The sequence below is a fragment of the Glutamicibacter sp. TV12E genome (genome assembly GCF_052441935.1).
GTDB lineage: Bacteria > Actinomycetota > Actinomycetes > Actinomycetales > Micrococcaceae > Glutamicibacter.
The window spans coordinates 844,977-866,450 of record NZ_JBQVVF010000001.1 but is presented as its reverse complement, the minus strand read 5'-3'; the positions used below and the strand labels follow the sequence as shown (position 1 = coordinate 866,450).

General features: G+C 58.0%; 18 protein-coding genes. 9 read left to right on the top strand and 9 right to left on the bottom strand.

Features of this window, described 5'->3' with window-relative positions:
- Positions 1–210: 210 nt before the first annotated feature.
- Positions 211–621 (top strand): YchJ family protein, encoded by a 411-nt coding sequence (locus ACT7DV_RS03925; RefSeq protein WP_444660976.1) that lies wholly within the window; start codon positions 211–213, stop codon positions 619–621.
- A 3-nt stretch (positions 622–624) separates the two neighbouring features.
- Here the strand turns inward: ACT7DV_RS03925 and ACT7DV_RS03920 are convergent, their stop codons facing one another.
- Positions 625–1,620: an ankyrin repeat domain-containing protein gene (locus ACT7DV_RS03920; RefSeq protein ID WP_444660975.1), complete on the bottom strand. Its 996-nt coding sequence runs from the start codon at positions 1,618–1,620 to the stop codon at positions 625–627.
- A 180-nt stretch (positions 1,621–1,800) separates the two neighbouring features.
- Between ACT7DV_RS03920 and ACT7DV_RS03915 the strand changes: the two genes are divergently transcribed.
- Positions 1,801–2,931, top strand: a complete 1,131-nt coding sequence (locus tag ACT7DV_RS03915; RefSeq protein ID WP_444660974.1) for a methyltransferase domain-containing protein — start codon at positions 1,801–1,803, stop codon at positions 2,929–2,931.
- On the opposite strand, the gene ACT7DV_RS03910 is transcribed toward ACT7DV_RS03915, so the two are convergent.
- Genes ACT7DV_RS03910 through ACT7DV_RS03900 form a run of 3 tightly spaced genes read right to left on the bottom strand, consistent with a single transcriptional unit; the run spans position 2,928 to position 5,925 of the window.
- A complete protein-coding gene (locus tag ACT7DV_RS03910; RefSeq protein WP_444660973.1) occupies positions 2,928–4,505 on the bottom strand; it encodes a cation:proton antiporter in 1,578 nt (525 codons plus the stop codon). The genes ACT7DV_RS03915 and ACT7DV_RS03910 overlap by 4 nt on opposite strands.
- Before the next feature lie 50 nt (positions 4,506–4,555).
- Positions 4,556–4,984, bottom strand: a complete 429-nt coding sequence (locus tag ACT7DV_RS03905) for a hypothetical protein (RefSeq protein ID WP_444660972.1) — start codon at positions 4,982–4,984, stop codon at positions 4,556–4,558.
- Positions 4,985–5,016: 32 nt separating this feature from the next.
- Complete coding sequence (locus tag ACT7DV_RS03900; RefSeq protein ID WP_444660971.1) at positions 5,017–5,925, bottom strand: 3-methyladenine DNA glycosylase; 909 nt, start codon at positions 5,923–5,925, stop codon at positions 5,017–5,019.
- Between the two features lie 69 nt (positions 5,926–5,994).
- Here ACT7DV_RS03900 and ACT7DV_RS03895 point away from each other — a divergent pair, with 69 nt between their 5' ends.
- The 3 genes from ACT7DV_RS03895 (at position 5,995) to ACT7DV_RS03885 (ending at position 9,569) form a co-directional block, all read left to right on the top strand.
- A complete protein-coding gene (locus tag ACT7DV_RS03895) occupies positions 5,995–6,552 on the top strand; it encodes a mycothiol transferase (protein WP_444660970.1) in 558 nt (185 codons plus the stop codon).
- A gap of 312 nt (positions 6,553–6,864) precedes the next feature.
- On the top strand, positions 6,865–8,214 hold the full coding sequence (locus tag ACT7DV_RS03890; RefSeq protein ID WP_444660969.1) for a TIGR01777 family oxidoreductase: 1,350 nt from the start codon (positions 6,865–6,867) through the stop codon (positions 8,212–8,214).
- Positions 8,215–8,429: 215 nt separating this feature from the next.
- Entirely contained in the window at positions 8,430–9,569 is a 1,140-nt protein-coding gene (locus ACT7DV_RS03885; protein WP_444660968.1) for a ferrochelatase, read from the top strand.
- A gap of 138 nt (positions 9,570–9,707) precedes the next feature.
- Here the strand turns inward: ACT7DV_RS03885 and ACT7DV_RS03880 are convergent, their stop codons facing one another.
- Complete coding sequence (locus ACT7DV_RS03880) at positions 9,708–11,132, bottom strand: CitMHS family transporter (protein WP_444660967.1); 1,425 nt, start codon at positions 11,130–11,132, stop codon at positions 9,708–9,710.
- A gap of 186 nt (positions 11,133–11,318) precedes the next feature.
- Here ACT7DV_RS03880 and ACT7DV_RS03875 point away from each other — a divergent pair, with 186 nt between their 5' ends.
- A complete protein-coding gene (locus ACT7DV_RS03875; RefSeq protein WP_444660966.1) occupies positions 11,319–13,013 on the top strand; it encodes an ATP-binding protein in 1,695 nt (564 codons plus the stop codon).
- On the top strand, positions 13,010–13,681 hold the full coding sequence (locus ACT7DV_RS03870; RefSeq protein ID WP_444660965.1) for a response regulator: 672 nt from the start codon (positions 13,010–13,012) through the stop codon (positions 13,679–13,681). The genes ACT7DV_RS03875 and ACT7DV_RS03870 overlap by 4 nt, the downstream gene beginning before the upstream one ends.
- A 10-nt stretch (positions 13,682–13,691) precedes the next feature.
- Here ACT7DV_RS03870 and ACT7DV_RS03865 read toward each other — a convergent pair whose 3' ends face one another.
- Positions 13,692–14,447 (bottom strand): phosphotransferase, encoded by a 756-nt coding sequence (locus ACT7DV_RS03865; protein ID WP_444660964.1) that lies wholly within the window; start codon positions 14,445–14,447, stop codon positions 13,692–13,694.
- A 115-nt stretch (positions 14,448–14,562) separates the two neighbouring features.
- On the opposite strand from ACT7DV_RS03865, the gene ACT7DV_RS03860 reads away from it, so the two are divergent.
- Both ACT7DV_RS03860 and ACT7DV_RS03855 read left to right on the top strand, forming a co-directional pair.
- Positions 14,563–16,173 carry an alkaline phosphatase D family protein gene (locus ACT7DV_RS03860; protein ID WP_444660963.1) on the top strand — a complete coding sequence of 537 codons (1,611 nt, stop codon included), beginning with the start codon at positions 14,563–14,565 and terminating at the stop codon, positions 16,171–16,173.
- A 671-nt stretch (positions 16,174–16,844) separates the two neighbouring features.
- The gene (locus ACT7DV_RS03855) at positions 16,845–17,798 is read left to right on the top strand and encodes a hypothetical protein (protein ID WP_444660962.1); all 954 of its coding nucleotides are present in this window, start codon (positions 16,845–16,847) and stop codon (positions 17,796–17,798) included.
- 628 nt (positions 17,799–18,426) lie between these two features.
- On the opposite strand, the gene ACT7DV_RS03850 is transcribed toward ACT7DV_RS03855, so the two are convergent.
- The 3 genes from ACT7DV_RS03850 to ACT7DV_RS03840 all read right to left on the bottom strand — a co-directional run bounded on the left by ACT7DV_RS03850 (position 18,427) and on the right by ACT7DV_RS03840 (position 21,443).
- Positions 18,427–18,777 carry a hypothetical protein gene (locus tag ACT7DV_RS03850; RefSeq protein WP_444660961.1) on the bottom strand — a complete coding sequence of 117 codons (351 nt, stop codon included), beginning with the start codon at positions 18,775–18,777 and terminating at the stop codon, positions 18,427–18,429.
- Between the two features lie 655 nt (positions 18,778–19,432).
- The gene (locus ACT7DV_RS03845) at positions 19,433–20,719 is read right to left on the bottom strand and encodes an aspartate kinase (protein ID WP_444660960.1); all 1,287 of its coding nucleotides are present in this window, start codon (positions 20,717–20,719) and stop codon (positions 19,433–19,435) included.
- A 172-nt stretch (positions 20,720–20,891) separates the two neighbouring features.
- Positions 20,892–21,443, bottom strand: a complete 552-nt coding sequence (locus ACT7DV_RS03840) for a hypothetical protein (RefSeq protein WP_444660959.1) — start codon at positions 21,441–21,443, stop codon at positions 20,892–20,894.
- Positions 21,444–21,474 lie beyond the last annotated feature (31 nt).

Below are 21,474 nucleotides of genomic sequence, written 5' to 3'. Positions count from 1 at the left end.
CCTGTTGGCGAGGTTAAGTTAAATGCCACACGGAGATGCCGTCTCACACCAGGGGGATTTGGCGCTCCGCGAGCTTGCCTTCATAGTCTACCCGTGAATGTGATGGGCCAGATGTGCCTGTGTGCCATAGCACCCGATATCGCTGGATAAAAGCCATGTGATCTTTGGCTCACGAGGTGCAAGATGGTTCCATGAGCGTATTCTGTAAGCGTGAAAAACTCTAGTCAGACAACGTGTCCTTGCCGGGAGCTGGACTCGCTCAAGCTCAGCTACCAAGAGTGCTGCCAACGCTTTCATGACGGGCGGGCGGATGGATCCGCATTGCCTGAAACCGCTGAGCAGCTGATGCGCTCACGGTATAGCGCCTTCGTAAGGGGCCTGGTGCCGTATTTGCTGGCGACCTGGCATGTAAGTACGCGCCCCCAGGAATTGGAACTTGATCCGCAGATGCGCTGGACTGGGCTGGAAATCATCACAACGCGCAGCGGTGGCGCGGAAGCGAGCCGTGGCGTGGTGGAATTTGCGGCGCACTATATTGAGGGCCAACGAGAAGCCCAGCAGCATGAAGTCAGCACTTTCGTGCGCGAAAACGGGGCGTGGTTCTACCTTGACGCCCTGTAGGGATTAGCGGTTGCTGGCCGACTGAAGCATATTCAGCATCTGCGTCTGCTGGCGTTCGCGGGCCAGCTTGAACGCATCGGCACCGGTGCGGTCTTTCAACCGTGGATTCGCGCCATTGGTGATGAGCATTTGGGCAATGTTCACAGAGTTGTTGGTGCCCTGGCCGAGCACAATGGTCTCGTGCAGGGCGGTCCAGCCCAGATCATTGACGTGGTCGATGTCGATATCGGTGTGCAACAGGATGCGCACGGCGGCAACCTGGCTGTTTTCGCTGGCGACGGTCAATGCGGTTCCACCCATGCGGCTGAGCTCGTGCACATTGGCCCCGTCATTGATGAAAGCCTGGAGGGCGCCGGTCAAGCCATTGGCGCTGGCGCGCAGGAACGGCGATTCCTGGTACTCGTCCTTGACGTTTGGGTCAGCTCCGGCGTCGAGCAGAGCCTCGGCGATCAACTCATCCTTGACGATGACCGCACGCATGAGCGGGGTGCGCCCCGCAGCATCCTTGACGTTCAGATCTACTCCGGCCTTCAACGACTTCTTCACGGCGTTGAGATTGCCGGAATCAATAGCAGCGTAGAGCTTGCGTGCAGCAGCAGGCAGAGTCGGGGAGGCTGGAGTCATCGCTTTCAGCGAGGCGCCAGAGGCAGCCCCGGAAGCTAAAGGCGATAGCGTGGACTGAGAACTTGCGGCGCTCGGTTCGTTGCTGCTGGCGCTGATAGTTTCCGGTGCGCTGCTTTGCGCTGGGGCAGACATTGACGGTGCAGAAGAATGGGAATCAGGCTCCGAACTGGTCGAAGACTGCGGAACAGTGTTTTCTTGCGGAGTCGACGACGTGGCCTTGGGCGTAGCGCTGGCCACGGGGCTGCTGTTCGGAGCTTCAAGGGCCTGGGGCGCGGAAGCTGCGCAACTAGTGCAGGCACCGATTGCCGCAGCCAGCGGAAGAGCAAATAAAGCGATGCCACGACGGTGCGTGGAGAGCCCGGTTCGAAGTGCCATCTGTCCTTTCGCGGTTTAAACAGCCGATCCCCGCAACTGTCGCAGCTGACTGAGGACACAACTTGTAAGCTTCTGTTTTCAAATGCGAGCCTAGCGCTTGAAGCTGAAAATTTGCGGTCAATCAGCGCCAAGAATTCTTGGCGTTCGGCAACGGAGAACTTCGCTAAAATTATAAGTATCATGGAATGTCTCTACTTTTCAGCCTCCCGTTGCCGTTCGTGCACCCAAATGACGGTTCCCTATGCCCAGCAATTGCAAGCAAAAGTAGAAGATTGCCAGCACCTGCTCTCGGGCTTCGACTCGCTCAAATTCCTTCCGGCCCAAGCCAGCAGCGAACAAGGTTTTCGCAACAAAGCGAAGATGGTGATTTCCGGTACAACCGCGCAACCCACCATCGGCATTCTTGACGCCGATGGACACGGCATAGACCTGCGCAATTGCGGGGTTATCGCGCCGGCTTTGCGTTCGCTGTTCCCGGTCATCGAGAACTTCATCAAAGAGCTGAAGCTCGTGCCCTATAGCGTTCCGCAGCGCAAAGGCGAGCTCAAGCATGTGATCCTCACTTTGTCGGACACCGGATCCGTGATGGTGCGATGGGTGCTCCGCACTAAAAAGCACTTCGTGGCTCTGCGCGATTCGCTTCCGCAGTTCCTTGAGCAGCTGCCGCGCCACAGTGTCGTTTCGGTGAATTTCCTGCCAGAACACAAGGCCGTGCTGGAGGGCGAGGAAGAGATCATCCTGACCCGCCGCACCACTTTGGAATTCGGGCTGAACGGTGTGCCCATGCACCTGCGCCCGCAGGGCTTCTTCCAGACCAATACCGAAATTGCCGCTGCCTTGTATCGGCAAGCGCGACAGTGGATCGATGATATCGATCCCGAGAGTGTCTGGGATTTGTACAGCGGGGTCGGTGGCTTCGCACTGCATTGCGCTGGCGAGGGCCGCGCCGTCTACGGCATCGAAACCAGCACCGAGGCGGTGGCCGCGGCCAAGACCAGCGCCGATTCCCTGGGGCTGGGCGACACCCACTTTGTCGCCCAGGATGCCACCGAGTTTGCACTGAACGCAGGCTGGGCTCCGGACGCGGTGATTGTGAATCCACCGCGACGAGGAATCTCGGCCGAGCTGGCGACGTGGCTGAACGATTCGGATATCCAGCATGTGATCTACTCCAGCTGCGACGCCAAGTCCCTGGCCCGCGACCTGGAACGCATGGGGAACTACACGCCACAACTGGCGCGCGTCATGGACATGTTCCCGCAGACCGACCACTATGAGGTCATCGTGAAGCTGGAGCGCAAAGCCTCCTAGCGGTCCAGGGTTGCGGTGCGCCGGTCCAGCCGCACGACAATCTCATCCACCAGATGCGGATCGATGTTCGGTTCGCGCCGGGCCTTGAGCAGCTCGTCGCGGGCCGCCTCCAAGGCGATAGCCTGAATCGAATCGGCTTTGGCGATCACAGCGCGAATCTGGGTGTACTTCTCGTCGGAAATGGCATCGTGCGGGTCCGGATCCTTGGCCAGGATCGAGTGCAGGGAATTCATGCGACGTCGAACCGCCTGCTGGTAGTTTTCCGGAAGTTCCTGCAGGTCAACGTTGTTGCGCAGCGCGGACATCGCAACAGCTTCGGCGCGACGGGCCAGCGCGCGACGAGCACGCTTGGTATCCTGCTCGTTGTTGCGCAGCTTCAGGACGCGCATCAAGGACGGCAGGGACAGGCCCGGCAGCACCAAGGTGCACAGCAGCACCGAGCACGCGGCCACCACGACGAAGTTGCGCTCTTCAATAACCGTGCCATCGGCAGTTGCATGAGGCAGTGCCAAGGCCAAAGCCAGCGTTGCCAGTCCGCGCATGCCGCACCAGGTCAGAACCAATGCGTCCTTGCGGGCAGGAATCTTGGTCTCGGTGCGGTTGGGCAGGTAATAGGTCACCAGCATCCACAGGGCACGTACCGCGATGACCACAAAGCAGATTGCCGCAATGCCAGGAATGTAGCCAATCAGGTTGCTTCCTTCTTCCTGGATGACTTGATTCATTTCGATGCCCATGAGGCCGAAGGCCAGGCCGGTAGCCAGCAGCTCGAGCACTTCCCAGAAGGCCTGGCGGGTCAATCGTTCCGCAGAGTCCTGGGGGCGGTCGCGCCGGACCATTTCAAGGGCGGTGACCACCACCGCGATCACGCCGGAAACATGGATTTCCTCGGCGAGCATGTACACCGCGTATGGAGCCACGAGGGTGGCTGCGCAACGGGCGGCAAGATTGGGGACGAAGCGGTTCAGCGCACCGATGACCCAGCCCATGGCCAGGCCCAGGACCACGGCGCCTGCGGCGCCGATGAGGAACTGCGGGATGATCTCCAAGCCGACTTCTGAATTGTTGACGGTTGCTTGGACGGCCAGCTGGAAGATCACGATGGCCATGGCATCGTTGAACAGCCCTTCGGTTTCCAGCAGCGAGGTCAACCGCCGTGGCATGTTCACCTTGGTGGCGATGGCATCCACCGCTACCGGGTCAGGCGGCGCGACAATGGCGCCAAGGGCCAGCGCCAAAGGGATGGAGACGATGGGGGAGAATGCCAACGCCGTGGCGGCAACGGCGCCCGCAGTGACCACGATGAGGACCACGGCTAGGCGGATCAGGGCTTTCCATCGGAAACGGAATACCGACCAACTGCTTCGCTGCGCTGTAGCAAAAAGCAGCGGCGGCAAGAAAATTGGCAGGATCAATTCTGGATCGATATGCATTTCGGGCATGAACGGGAGAAAACCCGCCAGCGTCGCGAAAATGAGCATCAGGATCGGGTACGGCAACTTAATGCGCTCGCCGATGCCAACGATCAGAATAGTGGCGAATAACAATCCAATGATCAGCAGGAAAAAATCCATAGTCTTCTAATAGTAGTTGATTTACCCAACTAAATTGATGATTGTTGCTCTCAAAGTCCGGAATTGAAAAGGAATTCCGCATCCTCCCACTGGCTTATCAAACAGCCATTAGAGCGGGAGAATTCACTGTCAATTAGCTGTCCGTGGACTGTTCCGGAGACCTTGGCGCGCTGCGGTCCACCGTAGATTTCCGTGCACGCAGTCGCCGGATCGAGAGATGGTGCTGCGAGGCTTGGATGCTGGTTCAGCCTTGCGCAGGCAGCGGCGGCATCGGGCAAGGTACTGGATTCGATTGCTTGTTCGCCAGAACATTCCAAGGTGTACTGCGCGGACACATTAGTGCCATCGGCCTTGACGATGATTTCCAGTTTTATCTCCGAGGGTGCCGGGGGCTGCGCCACGCAGGAGGGCACAGCAAGGGCCAGCAGCAAGACGCAGCTGCCGGACACGGCCCGTCGTTGAATATCCGTGATGCCCACAGGGACATTGTGCGTTGTGCTGTGGCTGAATACTAGTCTTTTGGTGCAAGCTGCAGGCTGTTGGCAACCTCCAGCAATTTGAGTCGCAAGTGATCCGCTCGCGACGCAAACTCCTTTTGCCTCCGGATGTATTCGGCCTTGCCGGAGGGAGTCTCAATCCGAATAGGTTCGTGGCCCCAACCGGCCAAGTCATAAGGCGAGGCCTGCATGTCCATCGTGCGGATATCCCACGCGAGTTCGAAGCAATCCATCACCAAACTGCTGGGGACAGCAGGGGAAAGCTTGTAAGCCCACTTGTAGAGGTCCATGTTGGCATGCAAGCAACCGGGCTGTTCCAGATCGCGTTGTGTTTCGCGGGTGGGTTGCAGTTCATTGAGCTCAGTAGCCTGCGGCGTGTAAAAGCGGAAGGCGTCAAAGTGCGTGCACCGGATCTTCTCGGACTCCACTACTGCGTCGGTCCCCTTGGCCCCGAGCCTCAAGGGCAGGTACTCATGCCGAATGCCGTTGACTTCCGATTTATACGCCATCGCCCATTCATGCAGGCCAAAGCAGGCGAAATTCCCCGGCCGCTGCGAAGTCCCGGCCAAGATCACGCGGGCAAATTCTATGGCGCGAGCTCGCGCCTGGGTGAAGGCCTGGACATCAAATTCATATCCCGTGCCCTGAACGGTTTCCACTGCGCGATAGAACTTCCACGTCGCTCGCTCCTGGGCCTCTTTGCCCGTGAGCACAACATTCAGGCCCGGGTGCCAGCGATAAAGCTGGCCAGGCTTTTGCGTGTAGTAGGTGAAAAGAAAATCCTCTATGGGATGCTTCCGACCGGTCATGCGACGTTCGACAAAGGGTTCTCCGAAGGCTCGCGCACGATTCTCATGGCTGTGGGCCAGGGGCATCCACTGGGAGGCTTCCAAAACGGCGGAGGTAACGGGCATACTTCTCATTATTCAATTCATCCGCCCAACAGACCACTTTGGTATCTCAACTCACATATCATCGCTCAGGAGCTAGACATGGCTGACTTTCCCATCTGGGAACCACCAATCTTCGCCAGCGAGCAGGAACATCTGTTCGCCATGCTTGATCGCCTTCGAGCCACTTTCCGGTACAAAGCCGATGGTTTGAACCTGGAACAGCTCAAAGCCCGGCTGCCCAGCAGCGAGCTGAGCGTGGGCGGATTGCTGCAGCATCTGGCGACCGTGGAAGACGAGAAATTCAGCTATTTCATTGCGCGCGAGCGCCCAGAGGTTTTGCTCGAATTCCTGGAGCAGGACAAGAATCCTTTTATCGTCCAAGACGATGAAGACCCACGAGTACTGTACGAACGCTACGACAACGCGGTAGCAAAGAGCCGGCGGATCCAGCAGCAGATTATTGACGATGGCACGCTGGATACCGCATCGGGGCTGGAATTCGAGGGGCAACAACCCTCGGTGCGCAGGATTATCTGCGACCTGATTGAAGAGTACGGACGGCATACCGGCCATTCTGATCTGATCCGAGAAGCGATCGATGGGCGCGTTGGCGAAGATCCCCCGCAGGGCTTTCTTCCGAAGTGGTTCAAGGGCTAAGGGTCGCGCCACGTACGTGCCCCTTGCCGGGTAGCCCTGCGAGGCTGGGCCATGGAGGGCACGAGCAGGACGGGCGAAGGCATGGCGATGCCCAGTGAGGACGGGTCGATATCGTAGGTGCTGGCCAGAAGACTGAAGGAATGCGGGAGTTCTCGAATCGCTACGCGCCCTGCGGGGCGTTTCTGAAAACCGCGAACTTGACCGCGTGCGTGGTGCGGCATCACGCAGCCGGCCCGGAGGAAAGCTGGGAGTAGCCCGTGCTGCCGAGCCCTGCGATGGAGCAGAGCGGAAAATGAAACCTATGATGGGCGCATGATCATCGAACGTTCCAGCCAGCTGCCTGCAGATCCTTCCGCTGTCTTCGATTGGTTCTCCCGACCGGGTGCCATTGTCCGCCTTCTTCCCCCTTGGCTGCCTCTGAAGGCCATTCGCGAGGCAGCATCACTTGAGGATGGGACTGCCGTACTGGGAATACCCGGCGGTTTAAGGTGGGTTGCGAAACACCAGCACCTCGAGTTTTCCCAAAATCGCCAGTTTGTCGACCAGCTGGAGCCCGAAGGCCTCCGCGGCTTGCCGACCCGGGCAATCAAGTGGAAGCATGAGCACTTTTTTGAGCCTGCCGGAACAGCTGCGACTACGGTCAGCGATCGCATCGAATCGAATGTGCCGCGGCGCCGGATTGAGCAGATGCTCGTTTATCGCCATCGGCAACTGGCAGCGGATTTTGCCGCCCACCGCAGCGCGGCTGAAGCCGGGATGGCTCCTCAGGTGATTGCCGTGACTGGATCCAGCGGCTTGGTTGGCGAGGCGTTGTGCGCCTTCTTGTCCACAGGTGGCCATCGCGTCATCAAGCTGGTGAGACATGCGCCGGCATCGCCAGATGAGCGGCGCTGGGATCCGGATAATCCGGCGGAAAATCTGCTGGAAGGATGCGATTCCGTCATCCATCTGGCTGGAGCCAGCATTTTCGGCCGGTTCACGCAAGAGCACCGGCAAGCCGTGCTCAAGAGCCGCATCGGGCCAACACGCTCGTTGGCCCTGCTCGCGTCGCGATCGGGGGTATCCACATTTGTCAGCGCTTCGGCGATAGGAATCTATGGAGCCAGCACCGGTCCAGAGGCCGTCGAAGAGTCCGATGCCGAGCCAGCCCAGTCTCGTGACTTTCTTGTTGAAGTGGTCCAGGGCTGGGAAGAGGCGGCTCGCGCAGCGGGGCCTGATCTTCGCAGCGTCCAAATCAGAACCGGCGTCGTGCTCACGCCCAAAGGTGGCATGCTCGCGGTGCTGCGTCCTCTTTTCGCCGCCGGCGTCGGGGGAAAGCTGGGCAGCGGACAGCAGCGTTTGTCGTGGATTGGACTAGATGATCTGCTGGATATCTACCTTCGGGCTCTGTGGGATGGCCAATTGTCTGGTCCAGTCAATGCCGTGGCACCGCATATGGCGAGCAACGCTGAATTCACCAACGCGCTGGCGCATGCGCTCAAGCGCCCGGCTGTTATTCCAGTTCCAGAGGCCGCGCCCAAAGTCCTGCTCGGGTCGGAGGGTGCCCGGTTGCTTGCCCTGGCAGACCAGTGGGTTATTCCTCGCAAGCTGCTCGATGCGGGCCATGTTTTCCGCAATGAGCGCATCGAAGCTGAATTGGCCCATAGCTTGGGCGCCAGATAGGCATTGGAAGCGAAGAGCCGATGACTGATTGAGCGGAAGACCCGGGGCGCCGGGGCAGTGGTTTTCAGTGAAGGGGACATGTACTGATTCCTGTCTGCAACCATTTATCTAGTTTAGCTAACTAGTTGCTAAGCTATATATCTCATGATGTTGTTGGCGGCCGGTCCCTGCGAGGATACGGCCGGCGCAGCAGTGGCTCAAAAGGAAAGCAGCAGATGAAAACGACAGATAATGATCCCCTGGCGCCCTTCGACGCCGTAGTGCTCATGTCCTTCGGCGGCCCTGAGAAGCCGGCGGACGTTCTTCCATTTCTGCAAAATGTCACTAGGGACAGGGGGATCCCGGACGAGCGCTTGGAAGAGGTCGGAGAGCATTACTACATGTTCGGAGGAAAATCGCCGATCAACGAGCAAAACCAGGACTTGTGGCGAGCACTTCAGCGTGAATTCGACTCCCGCGGGATCACCGTGCCCCTGCTATGGGGAAACCGCAACTGGCACCCGTATCTGACCGACGTGGTCCGCAAGCAAGCGCGGGACCATGGCGCTCGGAAGTTCTTGGCCATCGACACCTCCGCATACTCCTCATATTCCTCTTGCCGGCAGTATCGGGAAGACTTCGCCGCTGCCGTGGCTTCAATGGAAGCCGAAGGGGTATCGGTGGAATTCGACAAGATTAGGCAGTACTACAACCATCCGGGGTTCGCGAAAGCCCAATTGGACTGCGTGCGCCGTGGCCTTGCCGAACTTGCGGCGAGTACAGGAAGCCTCGATGCGAAGCGCCACAAAATCCTCTACGTCACCCACTCGATTCCGACTTCCATGCAGGAATCTTCACAGCGATTCACTGCAGGATACGCACAGCAGCACGAGGAGCTTATTGCGTGGATCAATGGCCAGCTGGATGAATCGGAACAGCTGGACGTGGAGCTCGTATACTGCTCCAGATCCGGGTCCCCGGCCACACCATGGCTGGAACCCGATATCAACGACCGCCTGCGCGAGCTATCGCGCTCTGGGATCGAGGCGGTGCTAGCGGTTCCGCTCGGGTTCGTATCAGACCATATGGAGGTCAAATACGATCTGGATACCGAGGCGGCTCAAACGGCACGCGAGGAGGGGATCACGTTTCTGCGAGCTGAAAGCCTTGGCGTCTCCCCGGTTTTTGCCAGTGGCTTGGTGGATCTCGCCATCGAACGGGCGGCGCAGGTCCGTGGAGAGCAAGTGGAATCGCACGTTATTTCCGGCAGCATGCCGCTGGGTCCGGGCAGCGGCGCCTGTTCAATGAACTGCTGCGAAGGGCCCAAGGGCAAACGAGCCCTTCCCGCTTGGGCTACCAGAAGCATCTCCGAGTAGCACTGTCGTTGGACGGGCGCTGCGCGCGATGGGGCACGGAAAATTCCGACAGCCATCTGGTTAAACGCCGCACCCCGCTGGTCTCGGAAGCGAGACCAGCGGGGTGCAGTTGACGACAGACCGTTAGGCCTTTGGGGCTTAGCCCATGTGGATTGCGCCCAGCAGCACGCCCGATACGAGCATGACCAGGGCTACCACCAACGCGCGCCACAGAACCTTCTTGTGGTGATCGCCCAAGTCCACGCGGGAGAGCGAAACCAGCAGCAGGATTGCTGGAACGAGCGGAGACTGCATGTGCACCGGCTGGCCGGTGATCGAGGCGCGAGCCATGTCCACGGCCGGGACCCCGAAGTGCGCGCCGGCTTCGGTGAGCACCGGCAGGATTCCGAAGTAGAAGGCGTCGTTGCTCATGAGGAAGGTGGCCGGGATGGAGATCAAGCCGGTGATCACCGCCATGTATGGACCCAGGGAGTCGGGGATGATTGCGACCAGCCACTGGCTCATTGCATCAACCATTCCGGTGCCCGAGAGCACGCCGGTGAGAACCGCTGCGCCAAGAACCATGGAGACCACGGCGATGATTTCGCTGGAGTGGCCCGCGATCATCTTCACCTGGTCCGAAACCTTCGGGAAGTTCACGACCAAGGCGATGGCGGTACCGACCATGAACAGGTAGGACAGCGGCAGCACATCGAGAACCAGCAGCACCATGATGGCTACGGTAAGCACCAGGTTGAAGTAGAAAGTCTTCGGGCGCAGGGTATCGCGGTTCGGGTCGAGCACAGTGCCATCCATGGTGGCGGGTTCCGAACCGTCGCCCTTGCGGGCAACTGCTTCCAGAACAGCCAGGTGGCCACCGGAAGGCGAGGTGCCAGCCGGGGACTTGCCACCGGATGGCGAGGTGATGTTGCCGCCACCCATTTCGGTGCCCCAAAGTTCGGGGCGTTCGCGCTGCAGGCGACGGCGCTCGGAAACGCCCAGCTGCCATGCGAACAGGCCGATTACTACCAGGGCGATACCCAGCGATGGAAGCATCGGAACAAAGACGTCGGCGGCATCGACATGCAGCGCTGCGGCGGCACGGGCGGTCGGACCGCCCCAAGGGACGATGTTCAGCGTTCCGTTGGTCAAGCCGGCCACACAGGTCAGCACCACTGGGCTCATGCCCAGCCGCTGGTAGATCGGCAGCAAGGCCGCGGTGACCACGATGAAGGTGGTGGAGCCGTCGCCATCGAGCGAGATGACCGCGGTGAGCAGCGAGGTGCCCAGAACGACCTTTGCCGGATCATTGCCCACAAGTTTTTGAATGCCGGCGACCAGGCGGTCGAAGAGTCCAACATCGATCATGATGCCGAAGTACATGATGGCAAACATCAGCAATGCTGCGGTGCCGGACATGTCCTTGATGGCGTCCATGATCATGTCGCCCAGCCCGAAGCCTGCGCCGGTGAAGATCCCGAAGATGGTTGGGACGAGAATCAATGCCAGAAGTGGCGTCATGCGTTTGGTCATGATCAGCGCCATAAAGGTAGCGACCATGAGGAATCCGAGTGCAACTAGCATTGCCCCGACCTCCATTTCGGTGAGTGTACGTCGTTGTGTCACCCAATAACTTCAGGGCACCTATTCAAATTACGTGGCGGGGCTCACGTTGCGCGCCTTGTGCTGATTATTGAAGGCTTAAGTTCATTGCCATCTTTTTGCTCTTTAAAATCGCGTTGCCCGGGGAGTGCGTCTATGCTGGGTGGCATGTTCCGTTCCGGCCCGCGCTCGAGGCATTTCGCATCGCGCATCATGCGTTTGCAGTTCCTCGTTGTTGGCGTGCTGATCGTGCTGGTCACCGCCGGAACCCTGTATTCCAGCTATGATCGCGTCTTTTCGCGCGCCGAGGATACCTCGCTGACCATCGCCCGATCCGTGGCGGTGCTTCCGGAAGTCATCGACGAGGTGACCCGATATGCAGCCATGGAAGAACTTGATGAAAAAGGGCTCGCCAACGGAAAGCTGCAGCAGCTGGCCAACGCCATAGTGGAGCAGAAGCAAGCGTACTTCGTGGTGATCACCGAAGACCGGGGATTGCGGCTGAGCCACCCGAATCCCGCAGAAATTGGACAGATGGTTTCCACCGACCCGGTGGCTCTGGACGGGATCGAAGCGGTATCCAGGGAGCATGGAACCCTGGGCGAATCGGTGCGCGCCAAAGTGCCCATCCGTGGCGCGTCGGGCCAAGTGATCGGCGAGGTTTCGGTAGGCGTGACCACGCAGTCGCTGACCGGTGCCCTGCTGGAGTCTTTCAGCTGGATTGCGCTCTTTGCGCTCTTGGCTGCCGGGCTGGCCACAGTGGCCGGGCGCGTGACCGTGCGCCGTCTCAAGCGCCAGACTTTGGGACTTGAACCGACCGAAATTGCCCAGCTGGTTCGTGACCAGCAGGCGGTGCTCTACGGGGTCACCGAGGGCGTCATGGGCATCGGGGCCGACGGGCGGATTACCGTGCGCAACAAGGCCGCTCGACTGCTTTTGGGCCTGCCGCACCGCACCGAACTGGAAGATGTGGTCGGACGGCATTTTGAATCCGCCGGCCTGGATCGGCGCCTGGTCAAGGCCATCAAGGAACGGGATCCGGCTCCGGTGCGCCTGGAAGCCAACGGCCATTCCCTGATCGCCCGGGTGAATGAAGTGAACCGCGACGGACTCGATCTTGGCCAGGTGGTATTGCTGCATGACGTGACCACCATCGAGGCGCTGGGCACCAAGCTGGATGCCGTTCAGGATATGGCAGATGCCTTGCGCGCCCAGCGCCACGAGTTCGCCAACCGCATGCACGCCGTGCTCGGATTGATTGACTTGGGAAAAATCAAGCAGGCCGAAGCCTACCTGCACGAGGTCATGGTAACAGGGCCGAAAATCGCCCAGGTGCCCGGGCTGGAAGCGATCCAGGACGCCTATCTTTCGGCGTTCATCTCGGCCAAGGCGGTCCGTGCCCACGAGCAGGGGATCGAACTGCGGGTGTCGAGCCAGTCGATGCTCTTCGGGCAGATTGCCTCGGCCCATGATGCCCAGGATGCTACCGCGGTGCTCGGAAATCTGCTGGATAACGCCTTTACCGCCGCCTTGCGGGGCCACGGGAAACCGTGGGTGGAAATCGATCTGCTCTCCGAAGCTGCCACACTGCATATTGCCGTGGCGGATTCCGGACCGGGCATCACCACAACCGAGGACATTTTTGCCCGGGACGTCAGTACCGGTTCCCATCTGGGCAATGAACATGGACGAGGGGTTGGGTTGCCACTGATCAAGCGATTGGCACAGGCTCGCAGCGGGGACGTCTGGATTGCCGATCCGGGCACCGGCACAGAAGGCGCGGTATTTGCCGCCCGATTGCCAGCGGTGCTGGTTGAACCAGCCACCCCAGAGAACAATGAGATCGAAGGAGCGCAGCCATGAGCGACAGCGCCAAAGGAAACTACCAGGTCATGATAGTCGACGATGACTTTCGTGTTGGTGCCCTCCACGCAGACATGGTCAATTCCATCCCGGGTTTCCAAGCCCTGGAGCCAGTGCAGGATCCGCGCATGGTGCCCAAGCTCGTCGCCACGCTCAAGCCAGACCTGTTGCTCTTGGACCTGTACCTGCCACATGTCAGCGGCATCGAACTGCTGCGGGAACTGGACGTGGACGCCATCATGATTTCGGCTGCCACCGAGCCGAAGAATATCGCCAAGGCGATTCGGCACGGGGCACTGGCATTTATCATCAAGCCTTTTGACGCTAAAACACTCAGCGCCAAGCTCAAGGGGTGGGCTCGGTATCGGCGGCAACTCAGCGGCATGGCTGAATTCAATCAGCAGGGAGTCGAACGGCTCTTCCGCTCCTTGCAGGGCAGTGAAGAGGTTGCCCCGGCGGCCGGTGCGGCTCCTACCGAACAGGCAGTGCTCAACTGCGTCAAGGAGGCTTCGGAGCCGATGAGCGTGGCCGAAGTGGCGGAAGCTGTAGGCGTTGCGCGAGCCACGGCACAGCGTTATCTTGCGGCCCTGGTGGCCAATGAATCTTTGGAACTCCAGTTGGGCTACGGGACGCGCGGTCGTCCTGAGCACCGCTACGTGGCACGCTAGGTGAAATGAATCAGGTGGCGTCCCAGATCTTTCGGTAGAAGGCGATTTTTTCTTCGTTTGGTTCCATTCCGTAACCGGCATATACCAGCTGTTCGTAGCCGGGACCGTAGTTCCATTCGGTGCTCCAGGCCGCAACGGCAAGATCCGCCCATCTGTCGGCGACGCCCAATTTGCCCATGTCAAGGTGTCCCAAGAAGCCGCCGTTCGAATCCAGCTGAGTGTTGGGAAGGCAGGCATCGCCGTGGCAGACCACGGCGTCAAGGGGCGGTGCTTCGGCGAGCAGTTCGGACTGCTGGTCCAATGGCAGGGAAGCGATGCGTGAGGATAGATCCCAGCTGAAGGGGCACCGCCCTGCTGGCAGCCGATCGTGCAGATGCCGAAGTCCTTGGCCGACGGCGTGGGCTGAACGCTCGGGATTGCTTTTGCCCAGTTCGCTCACGGCGCTGTACCCGGGCAGCGCCGCGGTGAGCAGCAGCTGGCCTTCAGGGTACTGCTCAACTGAAAGCACTGCCGGCACGTTGGTGAATTGCCCTGCCCACTTCATGCGGCGGGCCTCGGATTCCAGATCAATCTCCGCGTCGACCGGTTGCCCCGGCGACCATTTCGCATAGTGGCTGTCTGCTCCATTCCCAATGCGGAACGTCGACCCGCCCAGGGCGTTGAGCCACACTCCTTTCACCGCATGGGTGCCGGCTACTTCACGCACAGCTTCTGGTATCGGGAATCCGGTTGGGGGAGAACCCGAGATGACTCGTTCATCGCTCATTGAACCAGCTTGCCAGCAGGCCGCAAGGAAGCCCGGCATCTTAATCTGCCAGGTTTTTCTTCGTGTTCACCTTGGTGCCATAAATTGGCTAGGCTGACGCACCACAGTTAGTTCCATGACTAATGTTTCGCGACGAAATTTATTGACCGGTGCCTTGGGCGCTGGAGCCCTGGGCCTCGTTGGCCCCACCGGCGCCGCATTGGCCTCTGGTACTCCACGCTTGGTCCGTTCGCGTTTGGGATTAACCAGTGGCTTCTCCATGGGAGACGTTTCCACCAACAGCGCAGTACTCTGGGCCCGCAGTTCTGGTGAAGGCCGCGTGCGGGCTCAGTTGCGTGCCGTGGATGAAGCCGGCCAGATCATTCGTGGACGCGGATCATTTGTTCGCACATTGAGAGGGGCCCAAGCTACCGAGGGCAGTGACTTTACCGCAAAAATCAACGCTGCCCGTCTGCCAGCCGGAACACGATTCTCGGTCAGCATCGGTTTTGAAGATGAGAACGGAACAGTTGGCGAAACGCAGCACGGGTGGTTCAGAACTGCACCGTCGGGCACCGGTCGCCGCAACCATGAGGCCGACCGAGCGCAAAGTTTTGTCTGGTCTGGTGATACGGCCGGTCAGGGCTGGGGCATCAATGAAGAAATCGGCGGCATGCGCGCCTACGCCGCGATGCTCGCAACCAAGCCTGACTTCTTTGTGCACAGTGGCGACACGATCTACGCTGACGGACCGATCCTTGCCGAGGTTGAAGAATCGGATGGCCAGATATGGCGCAACCTTGTGACCGAGGAAGTTTCCAAGGTCGCCGAAACTCTGGCGGAATATCGTGGACGCCACCGCTACAACATGATGGATGCCAATGTTCGCGCGATGTATGCCGAAGTTCCAGTCATCGCCCAGTGGGACGATCACGAAACCCACAACAACTGGTGGCCGGGCGAAACCATCACCGATGAGCGCTACACCGTGCGCGACATCAATACCCTGGCGGCTCGCGGCCGCCAGGCGTGGCAGGAATACCAGCCCATCGCCGATCCGCGTGCGATGAGTGGCGGCACCGGTTTTGAAGCGGCGCGAATCTACCGCAAAATTTCCCGCGGTCCTGCCTTGGACTTGTTCGCATTGGATATGCGTACTTTCAAGTCCGAAAACACGGACGGCAAGGAATCCAAGGAAACCGCGATCCTCGGTGAAGAGCAGCTGGACTGGCTGGTTGATGGGTTGAGCCAGTCCAAGGCCACTTGGAAAGTCATACTCAACGATCTGCCGTTGGGCATCATCGTCCCCGATGGCAAGGCGCAGGAATCCATTTCCAACGCTGACCACGGTGCCCCGCTGGGCCGCGAACTTGAATTGGCGCGGCTGCTCAAGGCCATCAAGGACCGGGGCATCAAGAACATCGTTTTCCTGACTGCCGATGTGCACTACTGCGCGGCGCACCACTACTCGCCAGAACGAGCAGCGTTCAGCGACTTCAACGAGTTCTGGGAGTTTGTTGCGGGCCCGGTCAATGCCGGATCCTTTGGTCCCAATGAGATGGATGGAACCTTCGGACCGCGGGTGGATTTTGCCTTGGCTGGCACGATTGCCAACCAGTCCCCGCGCGATGGCAAGAGCCAGTTCTTCGGGCATGTGGATCTTGATGAGCAGGATCTATTTACAGTCAGCTTGCGCAACGCGCTGGGTGAAACGGTCTACTCCAAGACCCTGGAACCGGCAAAATAAGCCGATTCTGACAAATAAGAAGATCATGCCTGCGGCGCTGGCAATCTTGTGGGAGGGCTCTAGAGAGGGGCTTCGAAACTATGAATTATGGCATGCAACTGACGCAGGAATCTTGCTCAGATGGATTCTGAATGAGTCGCTCTAGAGAGCACTGAGCGATTTAGGAGGTCAGTCCAGTTGGCCCGCATGATTGCTGAATTCGAGAGAGCATTCGAACGAGTTGGGTGACTTTGCTGGGTCTCCCAATCAACAGAGCTAACGTTAGACTTTCTAAACCACGAATGACTTATGCTTTGCCATCGCATAAGTATCCAATAGTAGTGGGTTTCTCGTAAGCTTCGTATCGTCGGCCTGAGAAGTAGGTTGGATTGGACATTAAATTTTGAATCGTGAGGATATAGCTCGGCAGGCTTTTCTGCAGCGAGACGACGACTGCACTGGCCATGGCCGACGGAAGAAGTAAGCTTTCGGATGTCACGGCTAAAATTCTGGCGTCATTTCCTCCGTACTAACAATTTGATAACGCGGATGTATAAAGTGGAATTATTAGTTATGATTGAGTTCGATGCCTCTAAAACAGAGCGCATTATTCAACTTGTCTATTCGAGCCTCTAGTCTGAAACCGACACTCGCACTCGCGGTTACGAGCTGAAGTCGAAGCAGACCACCTATTGAAAGAGGACTTGTTGAAAGGACTAAAAGCGATATTCGTCTACGGACTAGCTTTGTCACTAACCTTGGTCGCAATGCCTTCATTTGCGGCACAAGATGTAGCTATGAATTTAGAAGATGCGGCGGCTGTTTCGATCACTTCGCCGGTTAAACCGGGCCCTGCAGCCGGCGTCACGCTGCCTCCAAAGACGATCACATTGTCAAATGGCGCAGTTGTGCCGTTTAATGCAGACGTCCGCACAGGCTCTGAAGAGGAAGCCTTCCGCAGAGAATTGTCACTGCTGGTTACTTTAGATCAGCTAACTCCGGAAAAGATGAAAGAGATGGGGCTTTCGGAGCCAGAGGAAACCCTTCCAAAAATTCCTGTGACGGCAAAACCTAGCGAGCCACTTCTTAACGTTGCTCAACCGGCAGCTATTGGATGCCGTGTCACGAAGCCGTCGTCGAGCGCGGGCGACATGAATGTTTCTCGCCCCCAGATCGTGAAGTCTGGAACAAAAATTTATGCGTACGCTCGATACAACTGGAAGAACGCCCCTTTTTCGGAGTGCCCACGTAACCAGGCTCAGATCGGCGGACCTGACGGACTGGCAATTACTTTCAATCGCGCTGTGACCAATAAGGGGGTCTCCTTTGTTGGTTGCAACAGCTATAACAAGTGCGGAAAAACTGGATGGCTGGAAACGAACAGTCACTACGGTGCGGGTTGGGCATTCCAGGATTGGGGCTACGGTGCCCTTTACGGGCACGGTCCAACTTATAAGGGAACCTTGACATATACACTAACCACGAGTTCGACTAAATGCCTTCAAGCATTTGCGAAATATGGCCACTCTTGGAACTCCACGAAGTTGACTGGTTTTAGTATAGGTAAGTCTTCAATTGGAATCTCATGGAATACGAGCAAAAGCCTGTGGCAGAAATCAAGTCAAGCCGGGTCATATCGATGCTAGGAGGCAAATGGGGGCGGACTATAGTACTAACTTCACTTGCTTTATTGTTGGCTGCTTGTGCAACCCCCGAAGAAAAGTCGTCCATCTCAGTGGAAGCGGTTATGGATGTGTGCTCGCGAGATGAGTGCTTCACTGCAACCGTTCCCGCGGAACTGTCAGCGACAGTCAATGGCGAAGAAATAAAAATCCCCTCTCCGGATGGAACTGGGTCAATCACCCTGGGCTCAGTGGGTAGTGTCCAAGTGACGGCGCGCTGGGGCACTCTTGTGAAAGAACTCGATATCCTGACAAGTGATGGATCTGCTCAAACCGTCACTATCAAATTTGATGAAACTGCGAGAGTTTCTGAATGATTAAGAATGGCCACAGGCTTGAACTGTGGCCATTCTGTTCATCTGCGTCATAAGAATGACTACGGCCTCAGATTTCCGGATCGTTGCAGAAACTATGGTAGATCTAGATGGATACGACCGAGCCTTCGCGGTGCTGAACCCTAGAAAAGCCCAGTAAGCAACTCAGGCAACGTGTGAAAGTGCCTGAGCACCGAGTAGAAGCCTGCCATTAGGGGGCACCACTGCGTATTGCACTCATGGCATCCTCCTCCAGCGTTCGTAAATAGCTGGACCCATCACTCGGCGGTAGGCAGTTTATCCTGAACTCTGACGTCATGGGCCAGCGCTTCGAAAACTTTGATTTGACGCTTATCGCCGGCGGCCCACCAGCTCAACCGGGCCACTGAGATATATCTGGAGAGGCAGGAGATTCGGAGCCTGTTAAGGTGTCCTGCAAGCTCCAGATCCATACGATCCAGGAAGACGATCTGGTCCTCATTGGCGTAGGAATCAATGAACCCCGCAGTATATCCATAGCCGCCCTCACATTTGGCCGATGCTGGAGTGTCCATACAGGCTTGTGCCAAATTAATCACACAACGTCTCTTGGCGGTGTCCTGATCCTTGATCAGGTACTTGCGATCCACCAGCCAAATGGTGTCGGCAATACCTGTGGCCCGGTGGGCGGCGCAAAGGGCAAACGCTGTCTCACCGTCGATACGCGGGTTCTGAACCTAGAGGGCTTTAGTTCCGCCTGAGGGTCTCCTGCGACGCGTCACGTTTTGGTGACCATTTAGCAAGGTATTGATCAGCGAATCAAGATCTGCTGGAACACCAGCGCCAAAAGACTCACAGGCATTTTCGTCCCGTGGGCTAACAGCCGCTAAGCCTCCAATGACTTGACCAGTCTCTTCAAATTCCACTCTGTTGTCTGACGCATTGCGTGGTTCTCTGTCCTGGGATCCAGATGTTGAGATGGTGTTGCGTAAGTCAATTAGCGCTGCGACGGAAATGGATTTTATAGTCCTGCGACGCGCGTAGTCCTTGGCATCGCTTATCTATTGAAGACACCACTGGGTTGCTGCGCCGTTATTTTACGGAGGGTTCTGATTTGAACAAGCATGGCTCGGAGAATCTGAAGCAGGAAGCGGTATTGTTCAGTGGGCGTTTACGCAAATCGTCCGGCTGGATGATTTCAGCCGGACGTTTGCAAGATTTAATATTCGAATACTAGCCCGCAGCCGTTGCAGTGACGGTTGGAATACGCTGCGCCGCAGGCATGATCTTTAGCGGAGCCTGGTCTTAGCGGCCGGTGCCGCCGTAGACGGTGGCTTCTACGTCGGTGTCCAAATCGAATGCGGTGTGGATGGCGCGCACCGCGTCGTTGAGCTTGTCGGCATCGGTGACCACCGAAATGCGGATTTCGGACGTGGAGATCATGTCCACGTTCACTCCTGCGTTATGCAGGGCTTCGAAGAAGGTGAAGGAAACGCCCGGGTTCGAGCGCATGCCCGCTCCGATCAGCGAAAGCTTGCCGACCTCGTCGTTGTGCTCGATGTCCTCAAAACCGATCTCGCTCTTGGCGGTGTTCAATGCGCCAAGCACGTTCTTGGTTTCGGTCATGGGAAGGGTGAAGGAGATGTCGGTTTTGCCCGAGCCGTGGGTCGAAATGTTCTGGACGATCATGTCGATATTCGCCTGGGCCGCGGCGATCACGCCGAAGATCTGGGCGGCCTTGCCAGGGATATCAGGCACGCCGATGACGGTGACCTTGGCTTCGGAGTGGTCGTGGGCGACACCTGAGATGATTGGCTGTTCCAAGGGTTCTCCCTCTTGAATTTTGATTTTGTCGTCGGGGTTCGGGAGCACCCAGGTGCCCTCGTGAGTGCTGAATGAAGAGCGCACATGCAGTGGCACTCCAAAGCGCCGAGCGTATTCCACGCAACGCAAGTGCAGGATCTTGGATCCGCTGGCGGCCATCTCCAGCATTTCTTCGCTGGTGATTCTCTCGATCTTTTTCGCCGAAGCAACTACACGCGGATCAGCGGTGTAGACGCCGTCCACATCGGTGTAGATTTCGCAGACATCGGCGCCCAAAGCGGCAGCCAAAGCCACTGCGGTGGTGTCCGAGCCGCCACGGCCCATGGTGGTGATGTTGTTCGATTCCTTGCTCATGCCCTGGAAGCCGGCAACGATTGCGATGAAGCCGCGGTCGATGGCGCGGCGAACGCGCTGAGGGGAAACCTCCATGATGCGGGCCTTGCCGTGCGTGGAATCGGTGATCACGCCGGCCTGCGATCCGGTGAAGGAAGCAGCCTGTTCGCCAAACTGGTCAATGGCCATGGCCAGCAGGGACATGGAGATGCGTTCTCCAGCGGAGAGCAGCATGTCCATTTCGCGCGCTGGCGCATCGTCGGTGAGCTGGCCGGCCAGATCTAGAAGGTCATCGGTGGTGTCACCCATTGCCGAGACAACTACGACGACGTCGTGGCCCTGAGACTTGGTGTCAATAATTCGACGCGCCACACGCTTGATGCCTTCGGCATCTGAAACTGACGAACCGCCAAATTTTTGAACAATTAGGCCCATGGGCACTCACTCCACCTGTTGAAAGCTGTGACTCGTTATTGGCGCAAGGCACAATGCGAGGCATCTACCAAATAAATATTGTGACAGCTACGGGCCAAGTTCTCCTACTTGTGACGGTAAACATTGGTCATATTGCCTAGGGATATTCGTGGCTGTTGTTGAAAAACATGGGCTATTGCTTGAATTCAGCCAAGATTTGTCGCCAAAACCTCTTCCATTCAGACACCTGATCTGGCGTTTCAGCCTTAGTAATGTTAATGGCTATCGCGGATTTGTCGCCCTTAAGCCCAATATCCACTTGGGCCTTGGTGCCGTCGCTGAAGCTGGCACGCCAATAGCGCCAGCGCTCGGATCCACTGGTCCGTGCTGGTTCAGCAAGAGTTTGGCCATTAAAAAGTTCGAGCCGGTCAACCTGCTCTTCCCAGAGAGCCAGCGCGCTATCCAAATCCGCTGCGATGGTAGTGCTCACCGATCCCTGGAATGTTCCGTCTTGAGCTTGCCCCGGGAGCCGGCGGCCAATTTGCTGCTCGTAGGCGACGGCAACCGATTGTGCCCACCACCCCGGGTTATCAAGTGACGGTGGCATTTGGGCGAACGCAAGCTTAGCGATTTCCTTATGCGTCAGCCCGCCGGCCTTGGCGTCGTCAAGTTGGCTGCTCCAGTTATCCCATGGAATGCCGGTGGCATTGGCAATGGCGGAGGTATTGCTGCTCTTGGTTCCCATGATTGAAGTCTAGGCAATGCAGGGTCCGCGA